Annotated in this window: 16 protein-coding genes; 10 read left to right on the top strand and 6 right to left on the bottom strand. The window is 74.3% G+C overall.

Features of this window, described 5'->3' with window-relative positions; all coding sequences use genetic code 11:
• Positions 1 to 235 precede the first annotated feature (235 nt).
• Complete coding sequence (locus tag ACIRPH_RS04680; RefSeq protein WP_402909149.1) at positions 236 to 1,996, bottom strand: substrate-binding domain-containing protein; 1,761 nt, start codon at positions 1,994 to 1,996, stop codon at positions 236 to 238.
• Between the two features lie 410 nt (positions 1,997 to 2,406).
• Positions 2,407 to 4,149: a substrate-binding and VWA domain-containing protein gene (locus ACIRPH_RS04675; RefSeq protein ID WP_402909146.1), complete on the bottom strand. Its 1,743-nt coding sequence runs from the start codon at positions 4,147 to 4,149 to the stop codon at positions 2,407 to 2,409.
• Between the two features lie 409 nt (positions 4,150 to 4,558).
• On the opposite strand from ACIRPH_RS04675, the gene ACIRPH_RS04670 reads away from it, so the two are divergent.
• The 5 genes from ACIRPH_RS04670 to ACIRPH_RS04650 all read left to right on the top strand — a co-directional run bounded on the left by ACIRPH_RS04670 (position 4,559) and on the right by ACIRPH_RS04650 (position 10,439).
• Positions 4,559 to 5,179, top strand: coding sequence for a hypothetical protein (locus ACIRPH_RS04670; RefSeq protein WP_402909144.1), 621 nt, complete (start codon positions 4,559 to 4,561; stop codon positions 5,177 to 5,179).
• A gap of 171 nt (positions 5,180 to 5,350) precedes the next feature.
• Positions 5,351 to 6,172 carry a TrmH family RNA methyltransferase gene (locus ACIRPH_RS04665; protein ID WP_402909141.1) on the top strand — a complete coding sequence of 274 codons (822 nt, stop codon included), beginning with the start codon at positions 5,351 to 5,353 and terminating at the stop codon, positions 6,170 to 6,172.
• Between the two features lie 159 nt (positions 6,173 to 6,331).
• On the top strand, positions 6,332 to 7,261 hold the full coding sequence (locus ACIRPH_RS04660; protein WP_402909139.1) for a 2-hydroxyacid dehydrogenase: 930 nt from the start codon (positions 6,332 to 6,334) through the stop codon (positions 7,259 to 7,261).
• 158 nt (positions 7,262 to 7,419) lie between these two features.
• Positions 7,420 to 9,090: a bifunctional 3'-5' exonuclease/DNA polymerase gene (locus tag ACIRPH_RS04655; protein ID WP_402909136.1), complete on the top strand. Its 1,671-nt coding sequence runs from the start codon at positions 7,420 to 7,422 to the stop codon at positions 9,088 to 9,090.
• Between the two features lie 173 nt (positions 9,091 to 9,263).
• Complete coding sequence (locus tag ACIRPH_RS04650; RefSeq protein WP_402909133.1) at positions 9,264 to 10,439, top strand: C40 family peptidase; 1,176 nt, start codon at positions 9,264 to 9,266, stop codon at positions 10,437 to 10,439.
• A gap of 426 nt (positions 10,440 to 10,865) precedes the next feature.
• On the opposite strand, the gene ACIRPH_RS04645 is transcribed toward ACIRPH_RS04650, so the two are convergent.
• Together ACIRPH_RS04645 and ACIRPH_RS04640 are read right to left on the bottom strand one after the other, a co-directional pair.
• Positions 10,866 to 12,668, bottom strand: a complete 1,803-nt coding sequence (locus ACIRPH_RS04645) for a gamma-glutamyltransferase family protein (protein ID WP_402909130.1) — start codon at positions 12,666 to 12,668, stop codon at positions 10,866 to 10,868.
• 407 nt (positions 12,669 to 13,075) lie between these two features.
• Complete coding sequence (locus ACIRPH_RS04640) at positions 13,076 to 14,629, bottom strand: hypothetical protein (protein WP_402909128.1); 1,554 nt, start codon at positions 14,627 to 14,629, stop codon at positions 13,076 to 13,078.
• Between the two features lie 255 nt (positions 14,630 to 14,884).
• Between ACIRPH_RS04640 and ACIRPH_RS04635 the strand changes: the two genes are divergently transcribed.
• Both ACIRPH_RS04635 and ACIRPH_RS04630 read left to right on the top strand, forming a co-directional pair.
• Complete coding sequence (locus ACIRPH_RS04635) at positions 14,885 to 15,853, top strand: glycerophosphodiester phosphodiesterase (RefSeq protein WP_402909125.1); 969 nt, start codon at positions 14,885 to 14,887, stop codon at positions 15,851 to 15,853.
• 313 nt (positions 15,854 to 16,166) lie between these two features.
• On the top strand, positions 16,167 to 17,408 hold the full coding sequence (locus tag ACIRPH_RS04630; protein WP_402909122.1) for an alanine racemase: 1,242 nt from the start codon (positions 16,167 to 16,169) through the stop codon (positions 17,406 to 17,408).
• Between the two features lie 65 nt (positions 17,409 to 17,473).
• On the opposite strand, the gene ACIRPH_RS04625 is transcribed toward ACIRPH_RS04630, so the two are convergent.
• On the bottom strand, positions 17,474 to 19,036 hold the full coding sequence (locus ACIRPH_RS04625; protein ID WP_402909539.1) for a beta-N-acetylhexosaminidase: 1,563 nt from the start codon (positions 19,034 to 19,036) through the stop codon (positions 17,474 to 17,476).
• A 463-nt stretch (positions 19,037 to 19,499) separates the two neighbouring features.
• On the opposite strand from ACIRPH_RS04625, the gene ACIRPH_RS04620 reads away from it, so the two are divergent.
• From ACIRPH_RS04620 to ACIRPH_RS04610, 3 genes are all read left to right on the top strand, one after another.
• Positions 19,500 to 20,396, top strand: coding sequence for a DMT family transporter (locus tag ACIRPH_RS04620; RefSeq protein WP_402909119.1), 897 nt, complete (start codon positions 19,500 to 19,502; stop codon positions 20,394 to 20,396).
• Between the two features lie 16 nt (positions 20,397 to 20,412).
• The gene (locus ACIRPH_RS04615) at positions 20,413 to 21,657 is read left to right on the top strand and encodes a glycosyltransferase (RefSeq protein WP_402909116.1); all 1,245 of its coding nucleotides are present in this window, start codon (positions 20,413 to 20,415) and stop codon (positions 21,655 to 21,657) included.
• 109 nt (positions 21,658 to 21,766) lie between these two features.
• Positions 21,767 to 22,096: a hypothetical protein gene (locus ACIRPH_RS04610; RefSeq protein WP_402909114.1), complete on the top strand. Its 330-nt coding sequence runs from the start codon at positions 21,767 to 21,769 to the stop codon at positions 22,094 to 22,096.
• Between the two features lie 516 nt (positions 22,097 to 22,612).
• On the opposite strand, the gene ACIRPH_RS04605 is transcribed toward ACIRPH_RS04610, so the two are convergent.
• A complete protein-coding gene (locus ACIRPH_RS04605; RefSeq protein ID WP_402909112.1) occupies positions 22,613 to 23,551 on the bottom strand; it encodes a LysR family transcriptional regulator in 939 nt (312 codons plus the stop codon).
• Positions 23,552 to 23,679 lie beyond the last annotated feature (128 nt).

Below are 23,679 nucleotides of genomic sequence, written 5' to 3'. Positions count from 1 at the left end.
GCCGGACCGGCCGGGCACGCCGACCGCGGGGCACGCGCCCCGGGGGAGGGGCCGGGCGCCCGGGGTGCGTTCCCCGGCCCCTCCCTGAGTACGCCAACCCGGGGGAGAAGTCCATATCCCCTTCGCCCTAGGACAGGGTCTTGTCACCCCCAGTCACGCCGGGGCCCGCGCGCGGGGCGGCCCGGACGCGGTTCGCACCGGGCCCCGGCCGCCCGGCCCCGCCGGGGCGGGGCCGCTACTCGGCCCCGGGGTCGTCCTCGGTGAGCCGCAGGGAGAACGCCTGGAGGAAGATGTCGCCGATCTCGGTGGGGTCCTCGGTCATGTACGCGGCGCCGCCCGTGGCCGCGGCGATCTCCTGGAGCGGCTCCAGGTTCTGCACGTCCGGCCCGAACGCGATCGTGATGATCGGGATGGGGCGCGAGGGGCTCGCCATGCCGTCGATCTGCGTCATCAGCTCGTCGAGCTCCATACCGCCGGGGTTGTCGTTGTCCCCGTCCGTGAGCATGAGGATGACGTTGGTCCGGTCGGGCCGGTAGGTGCGGGACATCTCCTGATAGGCGGCCAGGTAGGTCTCGTACAGCGCGGTGTCGCCCTGGGGGCGGGGCCGGAGTCCGGCCAGCGCCCCGGCGATGGCGTCGCGGTGCTCGGTCCCGCCGTCCCCCGTGGCCTGGAGTTCGCGGACGGGCGCCAGCTCCTGGTAGTGCAGGTTGTTGTTGACGTCGGTGGAGAACTCCCACAGGCCCAGCTCCGAGGTGGGCGTGAACATCTGGAGGCCCTCCGTGGCGGCCGCGCCCGTCACCTGCATACGGGTCATCCCCGTCCCGGGCACCTCGGCGAGCATCGATCCGGAGACGTCCACGATCGCGAGCACCCGGGAGTCCATCTTGAGCTGGTTCCAGGACCGGGTCAGCTCGGTGACCGCCCCGTCGGAGGGGACGGGCAGCTCCTCCGGGGCGTCCTCGGCGAAGCCGACGTCCTCGGTGAGCACGGCGGGGTCCATCTGGTCGTCGGGGCCGCGGAACCCCTGCGCGAGCAGGTGGGGGAGGGCCTCGTCCGAGCGCACCGCCTCCCGGAACACCTCGGCGGCGCGGGTGATGTCGCTGTCCTCGCTGCGCACCACGTACGGGTAGTCGAGGTAGTAGGTGCCGCCCTCCAGGTAGTTGGCGCGGGCGGAGGCATCCTCGTGCGCCGCGTTGTAGCGCCACACGGCCTGCTCGGACATCACCATCGCGGGCGGCGAGTCGGCCTGGCCGCCGCTGAGGGCCAGGAACGCGGCGTCCTCGTCGGAGGAGGCCCCCTGGTGGAGCGCCTGGAGCGCGGCCGTCATGTGGGCGTTGAAGGTGTCGGCGTCGGGGCTCGACCGCTCCAGCGCCGACTGCAGCAGGGAGAGGGTGCTCAGACCGGTGGAGCTGCGGGCCGGGTCGACGACGCGCACGCTGCGCTCGGTCGCCTCCCCGGGGGCGGAGGTGGGGATGACGTCGGCCCATGCGAGGGCGGCCTCCCCGTCGGCGAACTCGGCGAGTTCGGCCAGGACCAGCGGGGACCGGGCCACGGAGGTGCCGGTCTCGGTGATGACGGCGTCCCCGGCCTGGCTCTGGACCAGGCGGGGCCACATGGAGGAGTCGGGGATCCACACGTCGGACTCGGTGTCGCCCATGGTGGCTCCCGCGCCGGTGATCTGGTAGGCGACGTTGGCGGAGTCGACCTGGCGCACCTCGGCCCGGACACAGCGCCCGTCCACCCGGTTCTCCCCGGCGTTGAAGTCCGAGGCGACCTGGTCGACGGCGGGGGCGAGTTCGGGGCTGACGGCCACGTCGAGCGTGATGTCCGAGCCGCCGCATCCGTCGGACTCGCCGAACATGTACACGCCCGCGACGGTGAGGCCGAGCACGATCACCAGGGCGGCGGCCAGGGCCACGAAGGCCCCTCCCCGGCCGCGCCGGCGTCTGGCCCGGCTGGAGGGCTCTTCTGCGTATCTTCCGCGGTGACGTCCCACAGCTTTCCTCACGGGTGGTGTACGGACGGGGGTGCCGTACAGGGGGAGACATGTCGGCTCGGGGGCGACCGGCCCGGGACGGGCCGCGCGTGCCGGTCCGCCTCGGGAGGGAACCGGCCAACGGTGTGTTACTGGTGGGAACGGTACTCAACCGCCCGGCCCGGGTGGAGGCCGGGCGGGCCGGTGGCGGTCGGGCGACGGAGGGGTGTACCGGGGGTGAACCTGAGCTCAGTGCCGTTGGCCCCGGGGTATCGGGCGGCCGTTCCGGGAACGGGGTTTTCCGGAGCGCACGGACCGAAACCCGATTCCGATATCCAATCGAGACCATCGGGCGCTGTCGCCGCCGGCGCCGCCGGCGCCGCCGGCGCCGACCGGGGGCGCCCCGGACCGGCGCCGACACGGGCACGGTCTCAGTTGTCGCAGTCGGGCACGCACAGCCGGCGTGAGATCGAGCTGAGGAAGATGTCGCCGATCTCGTCCGGGTCGTCGGTCACGAACGCCGAGCCGCTCGTCGCGTCGGCGACCTGCCTCAGCTCCGCCTCCTCCGCCTGGGCCCCGAAGGCGATGATGAACATGCTGACCGGCCGCTCGGGGTCGAACCGGTCCTGCAGCGCCGCCACGAGTTCCGCGTGCGAGATGTCGCTGGAACCCTCGTCCTGCCCGGCGGTGAGCAGGATGACGCTGTTGATCTTGTCCTCGTGGTAGGCGTCCTGGACCTCGTTGTAGGCGGCCAGGATGTTGTCGTACAGGCGTGAGCCGCCGCCGCGCACCCCGACGCCCTCGGCCACGGAGGTGAGCTCCTGGCGGCGGGTCGAGTCCCCGTCGCCGTCCGAGGCGCCCAGCCGGTGCATGTCGGCGGACTCCTCGCGGCCCTCCTCCCCGTACGCGTCCGACATCAGCCACAGGCCCATGTCGGTCTCGTCGGGGAACAGCGACAGGCCCAGCAGGGCCGCCTGGAGGGCGGCCTCCATCCGGGTCGGTCCGCCGGCGCCGTCGAGGTCGTCCGCCATGTTGGCCGAGACGTCGGCCAGGACCAGCGTGCGGCTGGGCATCGACAGCCGGTTCCAGTCGGTGACCGAGGCCAGCAGGGCGTCCCCGGTCAGGTCCTCGTGGGTGGCGGGCTCCTCGGGGATCAGCCCGGGGCGGCCGGCGAGGGCGGACGAGGCCCTTCCGTCGGGGTCGCGGAACCCCAGGTCGCGCAGGCGCGAGCGGTAGGCGTCGTCGCGCAGCACCTCGTACAGGTCCGCCGCCGCGGACCGCAGCGCCGCCTCGTCGGTGGTGGTGACGTAGGGGTAGTCGAGGCTGACCGTTCCCTCGGCCGGGTAGTGGGCGGCCAGCTGGGGCGCCGACTCCGCGCGGTCCTGGTTGTAGGACACCACCGCCTGCTCGGGGACGACGATCACCGGGTCCGGGCGCTCCGCGGCGGCCTCCGACCCCGTGTAGAAGGTGGCGAGGTCGATCTCGCCGAACGCGCTGTCCGTCTGCACGTCGCGTACGAAGTCGGTCATGGCGGTGTCCGCGTCGTCCCCGGTGCCCAGGTGGCGGCGCACGGCGTGCATGACCGTCATCCCGTCGGCCCCGCGGTTGGGGTCGACCATGACCAGCGGGCGGTCGGGTTCCCGGCCGTCGGGCAGGACCGCCGTCCAGCTGGTGTCGCCGGGGTCGGGCATGCCCTCGGTCCGCTCGGGGGCGGCGAGGACCACCGGGGAGGAGGCCAGGGACGGCGGATCGGTCCCGATGCCGTGGGTCCCGCCCCCCGACACGCGGGCCAGCTCGACCCAGGCCGACGACTCGGGCACCCACACGTGCGGGGCGATGGTGGAGTCGGACGCCCGCCCGCCGGTCAGCGCGGTCATGATGCGGTGCGGAGCGATCTCGTCCACCTGCGCGTACACGCACGCGCCGCCGTATCCGGGACGGTCGGCGTTGAACTCGGTGGCGGCCTCCCGCAGAACGGGGGCGATGCTCTGGGTCGCCGACACGCGCAGGTAGCGGGCTTCGCCGCAACCGAGCGAGTTCATGGCGACCGGAACCGCGATCGCGGCGACGGCGACGATCGCGACGACGACGGCGGTGACTCCCAGCGGCGACCTGAACGCACCGCGTGCGGTCCGGCCGGTCGGGGAGGGATGACGGTGGCGTCCACTGGACACGGGCACTCCGGGGGTGTGGCGGTGTCCGGCTTCCGACCGGCGGCCGCCCGGAAGCCGGGTGGGTGCGAGGGGAGGACGCGGGGGTGGCGTCCCGCACCCGCGGTAGGGGGGAGGGGGCGAACCATCGCGCGCCGGCCGGCGTCCCACAGGGTGGAGACGGACGACCGCGCCCTGGGGTGCGAACGATTCTTCACCTGGACCCTACTCGTTGGTAACGGTGGAGCGGAAGGGGCCGACCGGAGCCGTGGGCGCCCCGGAGGCGCCGGATCGGGGTGATCGCTTTGTTACGGTGCTCTCGGAGGAGTGCTCCGCACCGCCCGCTAAGCTTGGGCCCCGCCCCTGGCGTCCACCCCGACTCACACTCCCCGGTGGACGACTCGTGACCAACCGAACCCCGAGGGTTTTTGGTATGTCCCCATCGCACCGTGACCACCGGAGCCGAGGAACCATCGGCACCGCCATGCTCGCCGGCGCCTGCTGCGTCGGCGCGATCGCCTACGGAGTGGTCGTCGGTCCGTCGATGATGCCGCCGCAGGACGTGCAGGCCACCACCGCGATGACCCCCGACGCCGGCCCTGCCGCCCCCGAGCCCGAGCCCGAGCAGGTGACGGAGCCGGGGCCGGTCGGCTACCTCCAGATCCGGCTCAGCGACCGCGACCGCGCCTGGGTGCAGACGCTGCGCTGCACCGGCGTCGTCGAGGAGGACCCGGTCACCTGCGCCGACCTGGCCCTGGCCGCCACCGAGTTCCAGGGCAGGACCGAGGGCGCGGAGGGTTCCGAGGAGGAGCTGGAGGAGGCCCTGGCCGGGGTCGAGGCCGAGCCCACCACCGCTGCGGATCCGGGCGTGGAGCAGTTGTTCACGGAGGTCGGCGAGGGCACCGTCTGCACCGACAAGGTGTACGGCCAGGAGGAGGCCACCGTCGTGGGCACCTGGGAGGGCCAGGAGGTCGAGACGACGCTTACCCGCAAGGGTTCCTGTGAGGAGGCGCGCTGGCAGCGGCTGCGCGCCCTCACCGACCAGATCGGCTGACCCTCCCGCCCGGACCCCGGCCTGTCCGGCGCCCCTCGCGCGTCGGCCGCGCGTCCGCGGCCGGTCCGGCCCGCGACCTCCCCCCGCGGCCGGGACCGCAGACCCCTCGGGGGCGGGCGGCCGGCCGCCCGGGTCGGCCCCGCGTCCCGGAGCAGGGGATAATCCCGTCCCATGGACGTCATCAAGGTCAGTGACCCCGGGGACCCGCGCCTGGCCGACTACACCCGCCTGCGGGACGTGAACCTGCGCCGCCACCTGGAGGCCGAGCACGGCCTCTTCATGGCCGAGGGCGACAAGGTGATCCGCAGGGCGGCCGCGGCCGGTTTCCGGCCCCGCAGCTTCCTGCTCACCGAGCGCCGGGCCGAGGCCCTCGACGACGTGGTCGCCGGCTCCGACGCCCCCCTGTACGTCGTCACCGAGGAGACCGCGGAGCGCCTCGTGGGGTTCGACCTGCACCGGGGCGCGCTGGCGGCCTTCCACCGCAGGGCCCTTCCCCCGCTCGACGAGGTCCTGCGGGGCGCCCGCAGCATCGTCGTGCTGGAGGACCTGGTGGACCACACCAACGTCGGCGCGATCTTCCGCAGCGCCGCGGGCCTGGGGGTGGACGCCGTCGTCCTCGCCCCCCGCTGCGCCGACCCCCTGTACCGGCGGTCGGTCAAGGTGTCCATGGGCGCGGTCTTCACCCTTCCCCACACCCGCATGGACGACTGGCACGGCGGCCTGGACACCCTGCGCGGGGCCGGGTTCCACCTCATGGCCCTCACCCCGGGGGAGGGGTCCCTGCCGATCCGGGACGCCATGGCCGCCCTCGCCCCCGGCGACCGGGTCGGCCTGCTGCTGGGGACCGAGGGAGACGGGCTGTCCGCGCGCTGGCTGGAGCGCGCCACCGCACGGGTGCACATCCCGATGGCCGACCGCGACGTCGACTCCCTCAACGTCACCGCGGCCGCGGCCATCGCCTGCTACGAACTGGCGCGCGGCGCACGCCCGTGAGCCCGGCGCCCCCTCCGCCCGCGCGGTCCGTGCGCCGTGCCCCGGGGACGGCGCGAAAACGGGGCCGGTGGACGTGTGATTCGTCCCACCATCGGACTTCGGGCGACCCGGGACACTAGGGTGGCCGGTGACACGGACCGAGGGAGAGGATGCGGCGACATGGGCGGCCGAGCACTGGTGCAGTGGGAACAGAACAGGGAGGGCGCCCCGGCCTCCCTGACGGTGGACGTCTACGCCGGAGGACGCGCCCCCGAGGCCGGGCTCGACGAGGTCACGTTCTACCAGGTGCCCTACACCCCCTCCTCCCAGGGCGTCGACGAGCGGCTCGACGTGATCTCGCGGATGCCCTCGCTGGAGGTGGTCCAGCTCCTCTCGGCGGGCTACGAGCACGTCCTGCCCCTGGTTCCCGACCACGTGACCCTGTGCAACGGGCGCGGCCTGCACGACGCCAGCACCGCCGAGCACACCCTCGCCCTCATCCTGGCCGCCCAGCGCGACCTGCCCAGGTGGGCGGTCGCGCAGAGGGACCACCGGTGGGAGTCCGTCCCGCTGCGCTCCCTCGCCGACTCGCGCGTGATGATCGTCGGCTACGGCAGCATCGGCAGGGCCGTCGAGCAGAGGCTCCTCCCCTTCGAGACCGAGGTCGTGCGCGTGGCCGGCCGGGCGCGCCCCGACGAGGGGGTGCACGGGGCCGACGAACTGCACGCCCTGCTGCCGGACGTCGACATCGTCGTGCTGGTCACCCCGCTCACCGAGGCCACCCGCGGCCTGTTCGGGGAGCCCGAGTTCGCCCTGCTGCGCGACGACGCGCTCGTGGTCAACGTGGGGCGTGGCCCCGTCCTGGACACCCGCGCCCTGCTGGCGGAGAACGGCCGGGTGCGCGCCGCCCTCGACGTCACCGACCCCGAACCCCTGCCGGTGGAGCACCCCCTGTGGGACGCGCCGGGGGTGTTCGTCACCCCGCACGTCGCGGGCGGCTCCGCCGCGTTCTACCCCCGTGCCCGGGCCTTCATGGACGCCCAGCTCTCCCGCTGGGCCGTGGGGGAGCCCCTGGCCAACGTCGTGCGGGCCGGGGACGGAGGCCGCTAGCGGGGACCGGCCGGGACCGGGCCGGTGCGGCACGGTCCGTCGGCCCCGGCGGCCCGTGCCGGAGGCTCGGCGACGCCCCCTCCCCGGGGAGGGGGCGGCCGACACGGCGCCCGTGCCGGGGACGGCAGAATGTCGGCGGCCGCGGCCAGAATGGGGGCATGCGGATCGCAGTGGTCGCCGACGGCGAGGGCGGCGGCTGGCTCCAGGAACTGGACGCCGTCCCCGGCCCGGCCCGACGTGTGGCCGACCTCGCCGCCGCCGTCCGCGCCGCCGAGCACGCGGGGCCCGAGCCGCCCCGGTGGGTGTGGTCGGCCGGGGAGGACGTCTACCCCGACCTGGTCAGGGCGGGCGTCCGGGTCTCCCGCTGCCACGACGCGGCCCTGACCGAGGCACTCCTGCTCGGCCACCAGGTCCGCCACGGTGAGGCGCACTCCCTCGGCGCCGCGTGGGCCAGGCTGCACGGGCTGCCCGTCCCCGCCGACCCGGTCCGGCCGCTCGGCGAGGGCGCCGCGGCCCAGCCCGCGCTCTTCGAGGCCGACCGCTCCACCCTGCCCCCCGGTACCGACCGCCTCGCCGCCCTGGTCGAGGTGCACGGCGACCAGCTGCGCCGTATCGCCGGCCTCCCCGATCCGGGGCGGATGAGCCTGCTCACGGCCGTGGAGTCCGCGGGCGGGCTCGCCGCCGCGGAGATGAGCCACGACGGCCTGCCCTGGCGGCCCGACGTCCACGACCGGATCCTCACCGACATCCTCGGCCCCCGGCCCCCGGCCGGGCGGCGCCCGCCCGTCCTGGCCGACCTCGCCGCCCGCATCGGCGACGCCGTCGGCCGCGAGGTCAACCCCGACTCGCCGGCCCAGGTCCTCAAGGCCATGGCGTGGATCGGCCACCCCGTGGAGTCCACCCGGTCCTGGGTGCTGGAGCAGGTCGACCACCCCGTCGTGCCCCTGCTGCTGCGCTACAAGGAGCTCTCCCGGCTGCACTCGGCCAACGGCTGGGCCTGGCTGGAGACCTGGGTCGGCGAACGCACCGGCCCCCGGGGCGAGCGGCTCGGCCGCTTCCGCCCCGACTACGTGGTCGGCGGCGTCGTGTCCGGCCGCTGGGCCACCCGGGGCGGCGGCGCCCTGCAGATCCCCAAGTCGGTGCGCGGGGCCGTCCGGTCCGACCCCGGCTGGGTGCTCGTCCGCGCCGACGCGGGGCAGCTCGAACCGCGCGTGCTCGCCGCCGTCTCCGGGGACGACGCGCTCGCCTCGGCCGCCGCCGAGGAGGACCTCTACGCCCGCCTCGCCGTGCACGTGGGCGGAGACCGCGAACGGGCCAAGATCGGCATGCTCTCCGCCATGTACGGCCAGACCTCCGGCGACGCCGCGCCCCTGCTGGCCACCATGCGCCGCCTCTACCCGCGCGCCCTCGACCACGTCGACTCCGCCGCGCGCACGGGGGAGGGCGGCGGAGTGGTCCGCTCCTGGCTCGGCCGGACCTCGCCCGCCCCGGGCGACTGGGCCGCCGCCGTCTCCGGCCCCGGCGGCGACCGCCGCCGGCGGGCCCACGGCCGCTTCACCCGCAACTTCGTCGTCCAGGCCACCGCGGCCGAATGGGCGCTGGTGCTGCTCGCCGCGCTGCGCCGGCGCCTGCCGGACATGCCCGAGGGCGGCGGCATCGTCTTCTTCGTCCACGACGAGGTCGTCCTGCACGTGCCCGCCGAACTGGCGGACGAGGCGGTGCGCGCGGTCGCCGACGCGGAGGCGCAGACCCGGACGACGCTCTTCGGGGAGACCCCCGTACGCTTTCCCCTCGCGACGGTCGTCACGGACAACTACGCGCACCTCTAGAATGCCCGCGAGGCCGGGACGTGGGCGTCCACCACCGGACGGCGTGGGCTTCTTGCAAACTCGTCCTGGTACGCCCATTCTTGGACGCGGTAACCATCGGCAAGGAAAGACAGCCCGTGCGCCTCAGGGGTCCCCCACACCCCGGGTGGCTCACAGAAAGGTGAGATCTCCCCGTGCGGAGCCGTTTCAGAACGTGTACGGGTACCACGGTCGCGTTCGCGGTCGCCTTCACCGCCCTCGGAGCCAGCCCTGCCTGGGCGGACCCGGTGGTCGAGGACCGTCCCCCCGTCAGCGAGCAACTCTCCCTCAACGCCCCCAGCGGCACCGATCCCCGACAGGACCAGGGGTCCGACCCCCGGCCCCCCGACGTCGCCGACGTCGCCGACCTCGAACGCGACGCCTACGTGGCCCCCTTCCGCGAGGCGCGCAGCGTGGAGTACTTCGCCGTCTCCCCGCGCGAACTGCCACGCGAGGCCGTCGCCGCCGTGCGCGCCGTCGAGGGCGTGGAGGCCGCCCTGGCGGTCGACGCGGCCCGCGTCGAGATCGACGGCGAGCCCACCTCGGTCCTCGGCGTCTCCCCCTCCAGCTTCCGCAACCACGCGCCCGAGCCCTCCGCCGAGTCCGACGAGATCTGGCAGGGCGTGGCCGAGGGCCGCATAGCGCTGTCCAGGGAGGTCGGCACCGAGCGCGAACTCGAGGTCGGCAGCGAGGTCACCGTCGCGGGCGGGCGGGGCGAGATCCCCGTGGAGGTGTGGACGCACGCCACCTCCGGCATCGCCGGCATCGACGCGCTCGTGTCGCGGGAGCGCGCGGCCGAACTCGGCATGCCCGAGGGCAACGCCCTGGTGGTCTCGGCGCCCGACGCCGACCTGTGGGACCTGCACGACGCCCTGGAGGAGGTCCTCGGGGAGGACGCCTCGCTCCAGCTCGTCGCGGACGCGCCCGAGCCCCTCGTCGACGGCGACGCCGTGCCCTCCACGGTGATCGAGCAGGTCATCGCGAACGCCGAGACCCAGCTCGGCGTCCCCTACGTCTGGGGCGGCACCACGCCCGACGTCGGGTTCGACTGCTCGGGGCTGCTCCAGTGGGCGTTCCGCGAGGCGGGGGTGAGCATCCCCCGGGTGACCCACGACCAGTGGAACGCCGGCGAGCGCGTGGAGTACGAGGACCTTCAGCGCGGCGACCTGCTGTTCTGGCGGTCCGACCCCACGGCTCCGGACTACATCTCGCACGTCGCCATCTACCTCGGCGAGGGCATGATGCTGGAGGCCCCGCGGACCGGCCTCGACGTGCGCGTCACGCCGGTGCGGACCCGGAACTACGCCGGCGCGGTGCGCGTCAACGCGTGATTCCCGGGATTTCCCCGTCCGGTATCGGACCGGGCGGGGAAATCCCTCGGGTGCGAGGGAAATGCGGCGCACCGGGAAAAGCAGGAGTGGGCCGTGGCGCCACCGCGTCGGTGGCACCACGGCCCACTCTTTTCTCCTTGTCCGAAAAACCCAGCCGGGAGGGGAAGGCAGGCCTCGGTCAGGAGGGGGAACAGGGCCGTCGCTGAGGGAGGGGGAGACAGCGCGCGAACCCCGTATTCAATGGTTCCGAGTTGCTGCGGAGGGCACTCCGGGCGTTCCCGGGGATCCGCTGCACAGGTCTACATAAGCAGTGACCGGACGATTTGGCAAGAGGCCAGATCAAGGCAGGCAAGCGCTCTCAATCCGCACCCGGACCACATCGCGGCCGACGCCGTCCCGGGGGCCGCCGCCCCGTGCCCCTCCGCGTCAGCGGCCCGCCGCGTACCCCTGCGACGCGCGGGCGTCGGCGGCCGCGCGCAGCTCGCCGGTGTCGGGGTCGCGGGCCACGGCCGCCAGCCGCCCCAGCGACCACGGCTGTGCGACCTGCACCCGGTGCCCGCGTGCCATCAGTTCCGCGATCGTGTCCTCGCCGACGCCGGGCTCCACGACCAGGTCCCCCGGGACCGTCTCGCGCGGGTGGAACGAGCTCGGGAAGGCGTTGGTGTGGAACATGGGGGTGTCCAGCGCCTCCTGGAGGTCGTCCACCCCGTTGAGGATGCGCAGCAGCGCGGTGAACGTCCACTGGTCCTGCTGGTCGCCGCCCGGCGTGCCGATCGCCAGGACGGCCTGCCCGTCCTCCCGGGTGACCAGGGTCGGGGAGAGGGTGGTGCGGGGGCGCTTGCGCGGGGCCAGGGCGTTGGGGGAGTCGGGGTCGAGCCAGAACATCTGGGCCCTGCTGCCGAGCGGGAAGCCGAGGTCGGGGATGACGGGGGAGCTGCTGAGCCAGCCGCCGCTGGGGGTGGCCGAGACCATGTTGCCGAAGGAGTCCACGACGTCCACGTGGCAGGTGTCGCCGCGCAGGTCCGCGGGGTTGGAGACGGCCGCGTCGCGCACCGTCGGCTCCCCGGTCGTGCGGTCGCCGGGGGTCCGGCCGGGCACGTACAGGGGAGGCTCGAACGGGGAGCGGGCGCCGATGCGGCCGGGCCGCTGCTCCATGCTGGCGCGGGCGTCGTCGACCAGGGCGGCGCGCCCGGCGGTGTAGTCGGGGCCGAGCAGCTCCTTGAGGGGGACGTCGGTGAAGTCCGGGTCGCCGTACCAGGCCTCGCGGTCGGCGAAGGCGAGCTTGGCCGCCTCGGCCACCCGGTGGACGAAGTCGGCGCTGATACCGTCGCGGACGTCGTGGCCGGTGCCCAGGGCCTCCGCCAGCCGGAACTGCTGGAGCATGGTGGGGCCCTGGCCCCACGGGCCGGTCTTGTGCACGGTGTGGGTCCCGTAGGCGACGCCGACCGGCTCCTCGTAGGACGCGCTCCAGTCGGCCATGTCCTGGGCGGTGAGCAGGGCGCGCTGGGGCTCGCCCGTGCCGCTCGGGACGGGGGAGGCCAGGAAGTCGCCGACCGCCCCGGCGACGAAGCCCTGCGACCAGGCCCGGCGCGCCGCCTCGATCTGCTCCTCCCGGTCGCCGCCGGCTCCCTCGGCCTCGGCGACGATCCGGCGGTAGGTGGCCGCCAGTGCGGGGTTGCGCAGCCGGGAGCCGGGCGCGGGCGCCGTTCCGTGGGGGAGGTAGACGGCGGCCGAACCCGCCCAGTGCCGGGAGAAGACGGGGCGCAGGGCGGTGACGGCCGCGGCGATCCGGTCCAGGACGGGGTAGCCGCGCTCGGCCAGCCCGATGGCGTGGTCGAGGACGTCGCGGACGGTCATCGTGCCGTGGTCGCGCAGGAGCAGCATCCAGGCGTCGAAGGCGCCGGGCACGGTGGCGGCGAGCACGCCGCTGCCCGGGATGCGGTCCATGCCCCCGTAGGCCCCGATGGTCGCCGCGGCCGGCGCCACGCCCTGTCCGCACAGCACGCGGGGGGCCGCGCCCGCCGCCTGGAAGACGACGGGGACCTCGCCGCCGGGGCCGTTGAGGTGGGGCTCGACGACCTGGAGGGTGAAACCCGCGGCGACGACGGCGTCGAAGGCGTTGCCCCCGCGTTCGAGCACGGACATGCCGGTGGCGCTGGCCAGCCAGTGGGTGGAGGCGACCATGCCGAAATCGCCGCGGAGCTGGGGACGTGTGGTGAAACCGGGCATCTGAGCGGGCCCTTCCTCGGGGGTGGGGGACGGCGGTCGCCATCGGTGTCCTGGGCCGGGGAGCCCCGGACGGGGGGTGACGGGGCGGTCGGCCGTGGTCGCCCGGCCGCCGACGTCGAGGTGACGGTACATCATGGGATGTTCCCGCCCGAAGGGGTCGCGGGGGATCGTCCACCGGTCCGCGGTCCTCCTCCCCGTCCCGTCCACAGAAGGAACCCGGGGCTGGTGCATCGCACCGGCCCCGGGTTGACTTGACGTAGGGGGTCCCCAGGGGGCGTCCGCACCGTGCTGCCCGGCACCCTTCCGGCGCCGGGCCCCGACCGCTCCGCCCCGCCCGGGCCCCGCTCACCCCGGGGCGGTCCCGGCCGGTCCTCCGGCCGGTCCGGGCCGCCCCGGGACGGCCGGGGTCAGGCGTTCCCGGCCTCGAACTTCCAGGGCAGCGAGGCCCACATCTCCTCCCACTCCCGGGCGTCGACGGGGTCGACGGGTGCGGCGCCGGTGTCCGCGGCGGCGCCCTCCTGGGCGCCGCTCCCGTCCGCCGCCTGCTCCACGGCCGGGGCCGACTCCTGGGCGGGCCCCTGGACGAGGCCGCCGACCCTCTCCACGACCGCGCCGATCACGCCCTCCACCTGGGCGGGCTCCAGGCGGAGCTCACCGGCGCAGTGGTCGACGGCACCGGTCTTGGCGCTCTCCTCGCCGTGGTTCCAGACGGTGGCGAGCAGCCGGTCGCGGTCCTCCGCCGTGAGCTGTTCCTTGGTCAGGGCCTGTTCCACGAACTCCCCTTCGGCCAGGGGCAGCCGGGCGCCGACCGGTTCGGTCGCGCCGGACCCGAAGTCCACGAACCGGTCGAGGACGCACTCCTCGACCCGGCGTGCCTCGGCGCCCTCGGGCAGTTCGGTCGCCACGGGGGTGTCGGCGGGCGTCTGCGCCGGGGTCTCGTCCGGGGTCTGCGCCGGGCTCCCGGCGGGCTCCTGGGCCGACTCCTGGGCCCCCTCACCCGGAGTCTCCGCGGCCCCGGACTCCTGCGGGGCGCCGGGGTTCCCGACCGGTGCGGCCTCCACCGCGCCGTCCGCCGGAACCTCCTCGGCGGGGGTCCCCGCCTCCCCGGCGCCCTCGGGTCCCGTCGCGGGCTCCTTCCCGGCGGGTTCCCCTGCCGCGGGTTCGACCTGCTGCGCGGCCTCCTCGGCGGGAACCTGTTCGGCGGGGGCCTCCTCCGCGGGGGCCTCCTCCGCGGGGGCCTCCTCCGCTGGAGCCTCCTGCGGAGCCTCCTCGGCGGGGGCCTCCTCCGCTGGAGCCTCCTGCGGAGCCTCCTCCGCGGGCGCCCCTTCCGCCGGAGTCTCCTCCGCCGGCGCCTCCTGCGCCGCCTCCTCGGCGGGAGCCTCGGGCGCCTCCGCCGCCGGGGCCTCCGGCGAACCGGACTCCTCGGTCACGGACCCGGCCATCTCGAGCAGTTCGCCGCGGTCCCACCGCTCCGGCTGGAGGTGCGCGGTGACGGCGACGCCCGGCCGCTCCAACCAGAACACGTCGCCCGTGGACTCCGACAGGTAGGCCTCGCGCTCGAGGCCCGCGCCCGCCGTGAGCCGCTCCAGGCCCTTGTCGGCCAGGTGGGTGTAGCGGCTCTCGCGGAGGTCGTCGAGCTCCTGCACCCGCTCCGAGCGGATCACCGAGACCCGACCGTACAGCTGGTCGGGCCCCTGGACCCAGGAGATCTGCGACTGGCGGACGCCCTGCCGGTCGGTGGTGGAGGACGCGTGGAGCCCGTACCGCTCCAGCCCCGGCGGCAGGTAGCCGATCTCGAAGCCGTCGAGGCTGTACGAGGACGTCCCCTGTCTGACCAGCGGCCAGCTCAAGGCCCCTCCGTCCCGTTCGTCCGCGGACGCGGCGGGGACGCCGACCAGTCCCGACGTCGCGATGGCGGCGGCGCCGAACAGCGCGACCCACCCCGTGTGGTGCTTGCGCATGAGTGTTCCTTCCAATCGACTACTGAAGGTGATGATCTCAGGACTCTGGGTAGTTATTGGGGGACCCTGTGGTCAAAACTGACACATGAAGTAATCAAAGGGATGCACTGGGTGAGGCGTGGTGTTGGGTGCCACTTCACCACCAGATGATGGGCCGCGGATCACCGGATGCTCTGCACACGGTCACCGCCCCGTCACCATGCGCGCTCACCCTGAGGAAGCAGTCGGCCTGTTCACGCTCACCTGGGAGGTCCGGTGCACCGCATCGGGATCGTCGTCGGAGCCGTTTCACTCTTCGTTGCAGTCAGTGCCAGCGCCTCGCCCGCAGCACCGGCCCTCGACCCCGCGGGGGCGGGCAGCCGGAGCGTCGTCGAGGTCCAGCACGCATCCCCCACACGTCCTCTGATCGCCGTCTCCCACAGGGGAGCCGCCGGCCACGCCCCGGAGAACACGCTCGCCGCACTCGACGCGGCCGACGAGCTGGGGGCGGAGACGGTCGAGATCGACATCCAGCGCACGGCGGACAACCACATCGTGCTCCTGCACGACACCACGCTGGCCCGGACCACCGATGTCGAGTCGGTCTTCCCGGACCGGAGCCCCTACCTCGTCGGCGACTTCACCCTGAGGGAGATCAAGAGGCTCGACGCGGGTTCGTGGTTCGCGCCCTCCTTCACCGGGGAGAGGATCCCGACCTTCGACGAGGCGCTCGACCGGCTGGAGCGGCTGGACCTCAACCTCTTCCTGGAAGTCAAGGAACCGGCGCTCTACCCCGGCATCGAGCGGGCGGTCGCCGAGGAGCTGGCCGGGCGCCGGACCTGGCTGGAGCACAACCCGGCCTGGAAACCCCGCAAGCTCATCGTGCAGAGCTTCGACTGGGACTCGGTCCGCCGGTCCAAGTCCCTGCTGCCGTCCGTCCCGCACGCGCTCCTGGGGCGGGTGCCCGAGGCGCGCATCGGCGAGTTCACATGGGCACACATGATCAACCCCAACCACACCACCATCGACGCCGCCTACGTCGAGCGGGTCCAGGACGCGGGCCTGGAGATCATGCCCTACACCATCAACGACAGACAGCGCATGGACCACGTCCTCGGTCTGGGCGTCGACGGCTTCATCACCGACTTCCCCGACACGGGGCAGCGGGCGATCGCCGACTTCAACGGAGGGCGCGACGCCATCGACAGGGCCGCCACACCGGCGCCGGCAGTGGTCCGCTACTGACCCTGGTGGCCGCGCCGCCGCCAGTGGCATGATCGGTCCGGACCACACCGAACCCGCGCGCCGGGGGGGGGCCCCCCGGGGGGCCCCCGGGGGGGGGGCGGGGGGCGGGGGGGGGGGGGTGGGGGGCGGGGGCCTCCCCCCCCCAAACCTGGGCGGGGGGCCCACGCGGGGGGGGGGGGGGGCGGCGCGGTCGGGGGGGCGGGCCCCGCGGCCGCGGGGCGGGCCCCGCCCCCCCCCCCCCCCCCCGCCGGCGCCGGCCCCCCCCCCCCCCCCCCCCCCCCCCCCCCCCCGCGGCACTGGAGCAGGAGGCGACGTGAGCGACCGGCTGACCATCCCCCAGGAACACGTCGACTGGCGGACCAAGGGGCTGTGGTGGACGGGTGGGCCCATCACCCTGGAGGAGTTCGCGGCCCGCCGCGACAACCTGTTCACCGGCCCCTTCACCTGGCCGCTGATGGTTCTGAGGGCCTCCGCGCTGGACCGCAACATCACCGCGCTCGCCGACTTCACCCGCCGGAGCGGGCTGCTGTTCGCACCGCACGGCAAGACCTCCATGGCGCCCGCCCTCATCCAGCGCCAGCTGGACGCGGGCGCGTGGGGCGTCACCGCCGCCACCGCCAACCAGGTCCTGGACCTCCGGCGGTTCGGGGTCCGGCGCATCCTGCTCGCCAACCAGCTGTTCGACGAGAAGGTCCTGCGCTGGGCGGCGGACGAGGCCGCCGCCGATCCCGGTTTCGAGTTCCTGTTCTACGCCGACTCGGCCGAGGGGGTCGCGGCGGCCGCCCGCGCCGCCGCCGGCCGGGAGGACGGGCGTCCCCTGAGGATCCTGGTGGAACGCGGGGTCCCGGGCGGCCGGACCGGCTGCCGCACCCGCGAGGAGGTCCTCGCCGTCGCGCGCGCCGTCGAGGAGGCGCCGGGGCTGGCACTGGCGGGGGTCGCGGGCTACGAGGGACCGCTGGGCGACGCGGACGCGGTCCGGGGGTTCCTCCGGGACCTCTCCGGCGACGCCGCCGCCCTCACGGACGCGCTCGGGGTCGACCAGCCGATCGTCTCGGTGGGCGGCAGCGCGTGGTTCGACCTGGTCGCGGAGGAGATGGGCGGCCGGACCGAGTACATCCCCGTCCTCCGCAGCGGGGCCTACGTCGCCCACGACGACGGCCTGTACAGGAGGACGACCCCCTACAACCGCCTCCCCGAGGGGCCCGGGGCCCTCGCGGGCGCCCTGGAGCTGTGGGCCCAGGTGACCTCGACGCCGGAGAGGGGGCTGGCGATCGCCGCCCTGGGGCGCCGGGAGGCCAACTACGACCAGGGGTTCCCCGTCCCGCGCCTGCTGCGCCGCGCGGACGGGAGCGCGCAGGCGGCGGAGGGCGTCGAGATCACTGACCTCAACGACCACCACGCCTACCTGCGCGTCCCGCCGGAGCTGGGGGTCCGCCCCGGGGACCTGCTCTCGTTCGGCATCTCGCACCCGTGCACCGCGTTCGACCGCTGGCACGTCATCCCGGTGGTGGACGACGCCGACACCGTCGTGGACGCGGTCGCCACCTACTTCTGACCGGCGCCCGGCCGCCGACCGCCGCGTGAACCGCGCGCGACGTCGGCGGCCGGCCCCGCGGGGAGCTACTCGCCCCAGCCGCGGACCCCGGGACGGGTGTGCCAGGGCCGCGGCCCGTCCAGTGGCCGGTACTCCACCCCGACCGCGTCCAGCCGCTCCAGGTGCCGCTTCAGCCGGGGCTCGAACTCGGCGTAGTCGCGCTCGCCCGCCGACCACACCTTCTCGGCGAAGGCCGACAGCCGGGGGAACACCATGTAGTCGAGCTTGCGCGGCGTGTCGATGTGCTCCACCCACACGTTCACCTGCGCACCGAGCACGTGGGCGGCCTCCTCCTCGGTGAGGCCGGGGGGGACCGTCCCGGCGGTGTAGACGTCCTCGGTCCGCAGCAGCGTCCCCACCCGGATCGGCTCGTCCTCGGACTCGGACTGCTTGTAGTCGAGGTAGGAGGTGGCGGTGGGGCTCATGATCACGTCGTGCCCGGCGCGGGCGGCGGCGATGCCGCCCTCCTCGCCCCGCCACGACATCACGGTCGCGCCCGGAGCCAGCCCGCCCTCCAGGATCTCGTCCCAGCCGAGCAGCCGCCGTCCGCGCGCCGTCAGGTGGTCGTCCAACTGGCGGATGAACCAGCTCTGCAACTCGTCCTCGTCGGCCAGCCCCTCGTCCCTGATCCGCTTCTGCGCGGACGCGCTGTTCTTCCACTGGGTCTTGGGGCACTCGTCGCCGCCCACGTGGATGTAGGTGCTCGGGAACAGTTCGAGGAGTTCGTCGAAGACGTTCTTGTAGAACTCCAGCACGTTGTCGGTCACCGCGAGGACCTCGTCGAAGACGCCCCACTGGGTCCCGACCGGGATCAGGCCGCTCTCCCCCAGCTCCGGGTAGGCGTGGATGGCCGCCTGGGAGTGGCCGGGCACGTCGATCTCGGGGACGACCGCGACGTGGCGGGCGTCCGCGTAGGCGACGATCTCGCGGATGTCGTCCTGGGTCAGGAAGCCGCCGTGGGGGCGGCCGTCGAACTCGGGGGGCTTGCCGGCGCCCAGCTGGCTCTCGGTCCGCCAGGAGCCGACCTCGGTGAGCCGCGGGTAGCGGCGGATCTCGATCCGCCAGCCCTGGTCGTCGGTCAGGTGCAGGTGCAGGACGTTGAGCTTGTGCATCGCCAGGAGGTCGATGAACCGCAGGATCTCCCGCTTGGGGGAGAAGTGGCGGGCGATGTCCAGCATCGCGCCGCGCCACCGGAAGCGCGGGGCGTCGGTGACGCTCATGGCGGGCAGGGTCCACACGGCCCCGTCCAGGGGGGCGCTGCGGAAGGCGTCGGGCGGAAGGAGCTGGCGCAGGGTCTGCGCCCCGTAGAACACCCCGGCGGGGTCGTTGCCGACGATGATGGCGCCCTCGTCGTCCACGATCAGCCGGTAGCCCTCCCTTCCCAGGCCGGCCCGGGCGTCGACGCTGAGGCGGATCTGCGCACTGGCCTCGTCGCCGGTGGCGAGGGGGAGCCCGGTGGCCGCGCCGAGTTCACGTTGGAGCCACGTGAGCGTGCCCCGGGCTTCGGCGTCGGCGGAGACCCTGGTCGCGGCGGTGAGGGTGAGGCCCCCCGGCCCACCGGACTCCGTCCGGGAGGGGCGGGGGATCACGGGGAGGGGGGTCGGGGATGAGGCTGGGGCGTCGGGCACGGCGAACTGCTCCTATCCGGTCTAGACCAATCACGGACATAGTGCCACGGGGCCCCACCCGAACACACCCCTGGCGTCAATCGGTCCTCCGGAGAGGGCGGTTCGGGCCTGCCCCATACCCAGTCTTGACCCTGCATGGCTCTTAACACTCCGTGTTTTGCGGGAGACGTAGAAACAGGCGGGACGGTACGAAGGCGCCGAAAACCGTCGCAGGAGAGGCACGGCACGTGCACGGCCCCGTCGCGCAGTGGGGTGGGCACTACCGACGGACGGGGGTTGGCTTTATCGCCAGGACACCCCTCCCGTTCGTACTGTTCTGGTCATGCCCGGCGTTCCACGAGCCGGGACGGGACCGAGCGTCAGGGGATGCGGCGATGACGGAGAGGCGGGGGACACCCGTTGAGCGCGGCGGGTGGTGGCAGTGATGTTCTGGCCCGTCCTCATCGCCGTCGCGGGGGCGTTCAGCCTCGCGCTCGGCTCGGCCCTCCAGGAGCGCGACGCCGTCCGGGCCCCCGGCCGGCAGGTCGCCCGCGCCGGGTTCCTGCTGCACCTGCTCCGCCAGCCCCGCTGGCTGATCGGCAGCGCCGCCGCGGTCCTCGGGTCGAGCCTCCACCTCATCGCCCTCAGCGGGGCGCCGCTGACCGTCATCCAGCCGCTGGGCGTGATCGGCCTGCTGTTCGCGATCGTCCTGTCGGCGGTGTTCAACCGCCAGAGGGTCGGGAAGTCCCAGGTCCTCGCCGGGGTCGCGGTGATGGTGGGCCTCACCGGGGTCCTCCTCCTCTTCCCGCACGGTTCCGAAATCCCCGTCCTGCCGACCTCCACGGCCCTCGTGCTCGCCGGAACCGCGATCGGCGCGGGCCTCCTCGTCTACCTGACCGCGCACTGGATGAACAGCGGCACCAGGGCCCTGCTCCTCGCCCTCGCGGGCGGCGCGGCCCTGGGGACCACCTCCGGCCTGGCCCGGGTGGTCACCGCGAACGCGGTCGACGACTGGACCCGGCTCGTCAGCTGGCTGACCCTGCTCGCCGTGGCCACGGCGGTCTTCGGCGCCCTGCTGATGCAGAACGCCTACCGCACGGGGCACTTCTCCGCCGCCTACGCGACCCTCCTGATCACCGACCCGGTCGTCGGCGTGGCGATCGGCGCCGTCCTCCTGGGGGAGGGCGCGCCGGAGACCCCCGGAGCCCAGATCGGAGCGCTGGCCTTCAGCGTGCTGGCGATCGCGGGCACCATCGCGCTGGCGCAGGCGCGCCACCGCAACCCCGAGGCCCCGGGCGGGCGCAGGCGCCCGGGGACGACGGTCCGTACCCGTACACGTTGAACGAAGGAGACCCACCATGGCCGAGCCCACCCGCCCGCTGCGTGTCCTGATCGCCACCGACACGTACCCGCCCGACGTCAACGGAGCCGGGTACTTCGCCCACCGCCTCGCCGAGGGGCTCGCGGGTCGCGGGCACCGGGTCCACGTGGTGTGCCCCTCCGAGGTGGGCGACCCCTATGTGACGGTCGACGGGGCGGTCACCGAGCACCGGCTGCGCTCCGCGCGCCTGCCCTTCCAGCCCAGCATGCGGGCCGCGGTCCCCCTGGGCATGGGAGGGCACATCGCGAGGCTCCTGCGGCGCTTCGACCCGGACGTCGTGCACGCGCAGAGCCACTTCACCCTCAGCCGGTCGGCGATGAACCGCGCCCGGGCCGAGGGCATCCCGGTGGTCCTGACCAACCACTTCATGCCGGACAACCTGTACGCGCACGCCCGGGTGCCCCGGCCGATGCAGTCGGCGGTGGGGGCGCTGGCGTGGAAGGACATGGTCCGGGTGGCGGGCGAGGCCGACCACGTGACGACGCCGACGCCCCGCGCGGCCGGGCTCCTCCGGGAGAAGGGGTTCGCCCGGGAGGTCGAGGCCGTCTCGTGCGGGATCGACCTGGAGCGCTTCCACCCCCGGCCGCGCGACCGGTCGGCGGCGAGGGCCAGGTTCGGCCTCCCGGACCGGGACACGGTCGTGTTCGTGGGACGGCTCGACGCGGAGAAGAGGATCGACGACACGATCCGGGCGCTGGCGCGGATCCTCCCGGAGAGGGACGCCCAACTGGCGCTGGCGGGGATCGGTGCGCGCGAGCAGGAGCTGCGGGCCCTGGCGGCGGAGCTGGGGGTGGCGGACCGGGTGTTCTTCCTGGGGTTCGTCCCCGACGAGGACCTTCCGCTGGTCTACGCGGCGGGTGACGCGTTCGCGATAGCGGGCGTCGCCGAGCTCCAGAGCATCGCCACGCTGGAGGCGATGTCCACCGGCCTGCCGGTGGTCGCCGCCGACGCGATGGCGCTGCCGCACCTGGTGGAGGTGGGGCGCAACGGGTTCCTCTTCCCGCCGGGCGACCCGGCGAGCCTGGCGGACCGGCTGCTCTCGGTCCTCGGGAGCGAGCGGACCCGCCGCTCCCTGGGCGCGGCCAGCCGCGAGATCGCCCTGCGGCACGACCACCACCGGTCGCTGGAGCGCTTCGAGTCGGTCTACGTGCGCCTCCAGGGGGCCACCCCCGTGCCGCTGAGGGCGGAGCGGGAGTTCTCCGCGCGCCCGGTCGCGGTGTAGGTCAATTGGGCTGTATGTCCAGAAAGGGAGCTTTGAACCTTTTGCCACTTTCCGTATTCTTTGCGTGGCGAACGGTGATGTTGGGGCCCTTCGGGAAACACCAGACACTGTGTGGTTCCAAGGCATCAGTGGACAGGCCGGCCGCAGCCGGACCGCCCGCGGCGGGCACGCCGCCGAGGGCCTCGCCGCTCGGCTCGCCGACGCCGAGAGGGAGGCGGGGTCCCATGAGCGCGACATGTCGTCGTTCGAGCGCGAGCGGATCGACCTGGAGCACAGGGTGACCCGGATGGAGGCCGAACTGGAGGCGCTGAGACAACGCAGACTGGAAGCCTACGCGCGATGGTGGAACGCCCGGGACGACCGGGACCGTGCACTCCACGTCTGTCGCAGACTGCGGCGCAGGATCGACAGGAGCCGCGGCAGGGACGGCGGCGAGTGAACCGGTGCGAGGCGGCGGAGCCCCCGGGGGCGACCGGACGCGACCCGACCGACGTGTGGTCCGGCCCAGGAGGGCCGGGCCACACGCCGTTGTCGCGCGCTCCGGGCCCCTGTCCGCCGCGGCCTGTCTCCCGGTCCCGGCCCCGTCCCGCCCGCGCGACGGCCCCGCCGAGGAGCCGTGTCGTCCACCGGAGCCGGGACCGACCGCCTCCGCCCCCGACCGCTCACGCGCCCGTCACCCGGACCCGGAAGCTCCGCGACCTCGGCGACGGACCGGTCGTGGGCGGCCCGGCGCGCCCCGGACCGTGCGTCGCGCGGGGCATCCGGGTCCACGGCCGCGCGGAGCGGCCGTGCGAGCGGACGGGCGTGATCGGCCCCGGCGTGTTCCTGCGCGCCTCCCCGGCCCCCTCCCGGAGCCGGAACCCGGAAGGGGCGCCCGTGGGGGACGAGTGCGCCCCCGTGCGGGGGACGCTCCACGGGCGGCCCGGCGCCGACTGACGCGGGCCCGGCGAGCGGACTACAGGTCCACGAGCTCCGCGAGCTCCCGCTCGACCTGCCGGGCGGCCTCGCGCAGCGCCGCCAGCGTCACCTGCACCGCGGGCCTGCGCAGCGCGGCGGGGCGCACCACCGCGTACACGTGCCGCTCCGGCGCCGACGCGGGGAGCCTCCGGCAGACCAGTTTCGCGGGGGCGCCCACCATCGCCAGGGCCGGGACGGCGGCGATCCCGATGCCCCGGGACACCAGGCTCAGGATGGTCCCCAGGCCCTCGAACTCCCAGGTGGTGGCGGGAAGCCCGCCCACCTCGGCCAGGAGCCGGTCCGTTCCGTAGCGCGATCGCTCGGTCTGCGGCGCCACGATCCACGACTCGCCGAGCAGGCGGTCCAGCGCCGCCGGCTCGGCCGGGTCCGCCAGCCTGTGGTCCTCCGGCACGGCCAGCACCAGCGGGTCGCGCAGCAGGTGGATGTGGCGCAGTCCGCCGTCGGGCCCCCGGCCGGGGTGCTGCCCCGACCAGTCGTCGACCAGGGCGATGTCCACCTCCCGCGACCGCACCTTCTGGGGCCCGGTCGACAGCAGTGTCTGCCGGAGGACGAGCTGCATCCCCTCGTGCCGCCGCAGCGGCGGGGCGAGCAGGGGGGCGAACGCCACGGCGGCGGTCGGGAACGCCGTGACGGTCACCATGCCCAGGGCCACGTCCGCCTGCTCGGCGAGCACCGACTCGGTCGCCTCCACCAGGGCCAGGATCTCCTCCGCCTGGGTCACGAGCAGCCGTCCGGCGTCGGTCAGCTCGGCGCCCTTGGGGGAGCGGTCCAGGAGCGCGACGCCCGTCTCCCGTTCGAGTCTGGCCAGTTGCTGGGAGACCGCGGAAGGCGTGTAGCCGAGGGCGTTCGCAGTGGCCGCGATGGTGCCCCGGACGCTGAACTCGCGGAGGACGTGCAGGCGACGGAGATCTAGCATAAGGAGATCTTACGCTCAGCATCGAAAAGACTCGCTTGTACTGATGGCTGAAGCGGGGCATGGTGAGGCGTGACAGACCGTCGCACCGAGGCGCGGTCGAGCGCCGAACGATGAGCCGGAGATGAGTC

It is taken from the genome of Nocardiopsis sp. NPDC101807 (genome assembly GCF_044766605.1).
GTDB lineage: Bacteria > Actinomycetota > Actinomycetes > Streptosporangiales > Streptosporangiaceae > Nocardiopsis > Nocardiopsis tropica.
The sequence above is the reverse complement of the archived record's forward strand: the minus strand, read 5'-3'. Positions and strand labels throughout refer to the sequence as shown.

Bases quoted from the DNA above. Each gene is read 5' to 3' on its own strand.
- ACIRPH_RS04670 (WP_402909144.1), top strand. From the start codon at position 4,559: ATGTCCCCATCGCACCGTGACCACCGGAGCCGAGGAACCATCGGCACC.
- ACIRPH_RS04665 (WP_402909141.1), top strand. From the start codon at position 5,351: ATGGACGTCATCAAGGTCAGTGACCCCGGGGACCCGCGCCTGGCCGAC.
- ACIRPH_RS04660 (WP_402909139.1), top strand. From the start codon at position 6,332: ATGGGCGGCCGAGCACTGGTGCAGTGGGAACAGAACAGGGAGGGCGCC.
- ACIRPH_RS04655 (WP_402909136.1), top strand. From the start codon at position 7,420: ATGCGGATCGCAGTGGTCGCCGACGGCGAGGGCGGCGGCTGGCTCCAG.
- ACIRPH_RS04645 (WP_402909130.1), bottom strand. From the start codon at position 12,668: ATGCCCGGTTTCACCACACGTCCCCAGCTCCGCGGCGATTTCGGCATG.
- ACIRPH_RS04640 (WP_402909128.1), bottom strand. From the start codon at position 14,629: ATGCGCAAGCACCACACGGGGTGGGTCGCGCTGTTCGGCGCCGCCGCC.
- ACIRPH_RS04620 (WP_402909119.1), top strand. From the start codon at position 19,500: ATGTTCTGGCCCGTCCTCATCGCCGTCGCGGGGGCGTTCAGCCTCGCG.
- ACIRPH_RS04615 (WP_402909116.1), top strand. From the start codon at position 20,413: ATGGCCGAGCCCACCCGCCCGCTGCGTGTCCTGATCGCCACCGACACG.
- ACIRPH_RS04605 (WP_402909112.1), bottom strand. From the start codon at position 23,551: ATGCTAGATCTCCGTCGCCTGCACGTCCTCCGCGAGTTCAGCGTCCGG.